The following is a 1946-nucleotide window of genomic DNA, read 5'->3' as shown; positions in this document are numbered from 1 at the left end:
GCGATGCGGCACGGGCACCTGATGGCGGTCGCTGCCGTCACCGTCGCGAAGCAGACGCTGCAGACGATGCGCGACGAGGGCTCGGCGGCGTTGCAGGAGTTCAATGCGCTGGCCGGCGCGGCGCCCGAGGCCGACCCAGCGGTGCGCCGCGTGCTGGACACCGGCGCGGCCGGCCGCGCCGTCGACGAGACGAAAGGGCAGTTGAAGGCGGCGCGGGCCGCGCTGGTCGCGGCGCGCGACGAGGTGCGAACGACCGACACGCTGCGCCAGCGCACCGCGCGCGCCGCCGATCGGGCGTGGCAGCAGCATCGCGACACGCTGGCGGCCGATCCGACGGCCGAGGTCACGCCGCAGAAGAAAGCCGAGTTGACGCGCGTGGCGCAAGAGGCGCTTGATGCGGCGCAGGCCCACGCGCTGGCGCGCACCGACCTGCAGCAGGCGACCGAGCTGGTGGCCGCGCTGAAGAAACTGGGCAAGTGGGCCGACCGGGCGGCTGCCGCAGTGCGGGCGGCGCAGGCCGACGTGCCAGCCAGCACCCGCCACGCGGCCGGCGAGCTGCTGAAGTTCGACCAGGCGAGCGAGCGCGTCACCCGCGTGCTCGACGACGGGCCCGCCGCGCTGACGCCGGCCGAGGCCCGGGTGTACGGCGAGCTGACGTACAGCGACGCGGCCCACCCGGCCTATCCGGACCTGCCGGCCAGTCTGCAGCTGAAGGCCCCGTCCGACAACCGCGGACGCCGGGTGCGCGGCATGGTCGACAAGACGCTGCGGGCCGTGCACGACAGCTTCCCGGTGAACGGCAACGCCTACGAGCGGCTGATGGGCCGGCCGCTGCGGCGCGGCGAATTCACCGTCGACCGCACCGTGGTCGAACGCAGCAAGGTGCCGGGCGGGCTGGAGAACGTGATCGCCGACGTGCATGCGCATGACCGCGGCTACGACCACCGGGCCGCCAACCGGCGCGACCGCGGCGCCGCGCGTGCCCGGCTGGATGACATCGACGGCCAATGGCGCCCGGTCGAGCGCTACTTCCATGCGGTGCGCCCGCTGACCCAGCTGCAGGTCCATGCCTCCAGCACCTCGCGCATCCTGCACGGCTCGATTCCGCAGATGAGCGACTGCGGGGCCGGCCACTACTCCGGCATCGACGCCGGCGGGTTGAACATGCGGGCCGGCCGGCGCATGGATGCGGAGGTGGCGAAGGAGTACGCCGCGAACTGGCGGCAGTACCAGGCGATGAAGCAGCGGGAGGCCGAGCTGCGCCTGGTCGATCCGAAGGCCGCTGACAAGGCGGCTGAGAAGGCGCAGGCGGCGCTGTCGATCGCCGCACGGGCCGACATGTCGATGACCGGCGTCGACCCGTCGAAGACGAACGCGACCGACCATGCGCAGCAGATGCTGCTGCAGCACCCGGGCGTGTTCAAGTTCGCCGGCGAGCTCACGATCAAGAAGGAGATGGTCGACGTGCTGCTCGGCGAAGAGTCGTTCTCGATCAAGACGTCGGAGCTGGCGCACTTCCTGCGGTTCGCCAGTGACACCGGCCTGGGCGTGCTGATCCACTGCGACTGGGGCCGCCATGCACTCGACCCGCACGACCACCGGCCGGCCGCGACGCGCACCGCCTACGAGCACTTCGACGACCTGATGGGCCTGGTCGAGCAGTTCCCCGAGGCCAACATCGTGCTGGCCCACACCGGCCTGGGCCGGCTGGTGCGGCCCGACACGAGTCGCGACGGCGCGGTGCCGGTGCACCTGCGCAAGGTGGCGGAGGCATTGCAACGCGCCCCCAACGTGCGCTTCGACATCTCGTGGAACGACGTCGCCGAGGCCTACCTCAGCGACCCCGGCATGCGCCGGGGGCTGGTGGACTTCATCATCGAGCACGACAAGCACATCCTGTTCGGCAGCGACACGGTGAAGCCGGTCAACGCCGGCCAGTACCACCA

Annotated in this window: 1 protein-coding gene; it reads left to right on the top strand. The window is 71.8% G+C overall.

Annotated features, from left to right (window positions below; genetic code table 11):
* The coding region (locus tag AC1D15_RS29495; RefSeq protein ID WP_477828814.1) for an amidohydrolase family protein at positions 1 to 1946 on the top strand (1946 nt) is incomplete at both ends.

Source organism: Rhizobacter sp. P2_H2 (assembly GCF_056403375.1).
Note: the sequence above shows the minus strand (reverse complement) of the source record. Positions and strands in the feature narration are given on the sequence as shown.